The sequence below is a fragment of the Vibrio sp. 1069 genome (assembly GCF_033340555.1).
The window spans coordinates 1-534 of sequence record NZ_JAWOWP010000883.1; the positions used below are offsets into that span (position 1 = coordinate 1).

Genomic DNA, 534 nt, shown 5'->3' on the forward strand with positions numbered 1-534 from the left:
ACTCGTATTGGCTAGATATCGCAATGAGTGTTTAATAATTTTTCAGCTCAATCGTTAGAGAGCAAGCTACCTCCCTCAAAGTCTAGACGCAGCTTGCTTTTTTAGCTAGATCAAAGTTTTACTTTGTGCAATCCAGCCTTTCCTTGACCACCAAAAAATCAACCCACCATCATTTGTGATATAAAATGTGCCTTTCTCCTTTTTGCTCATTTGTATGACAGTGTTGCCTTCAACGCCATGATCCAACAAAATCGATAAGCTAAGATCTGATCCACTATGTTTATCCAATAACTTAGCCTAATGCCGAAACCTCGCTACAAAACCACTAATTGGAATCAATACAATCTATCGCTTATTAATAGTGGTTCTCTGACATTCTGGATGGATGAAGAAGCTATTCACAAGTGGAAGCAGAGTAAACAAGGTAAACGTGGTAGACCTCGTCAGTTCGGCGACTTAGCCATTACCACTGCGCTTATGATGAAACGAGTTTTCTCAATGCCGTTAAGAGCATTGCAAGGGTTTACAGATTCA

At 39.9% G+C, this 534-nt stretch carries 1 protein-coding gene; it reads left to right on the forward strand.

Going from position 1 to position 534, the window contains the following annotated elements:
* Positions 1 to 300 precede the first annotated feature (300 nt).
* On the forward strand, positions 301 to 534 hold a 234-nt coding region (locus tag R7040_RS29610), incomplete at its 3' end, for a transposase (RefSeq protein ID WP_318098069.1).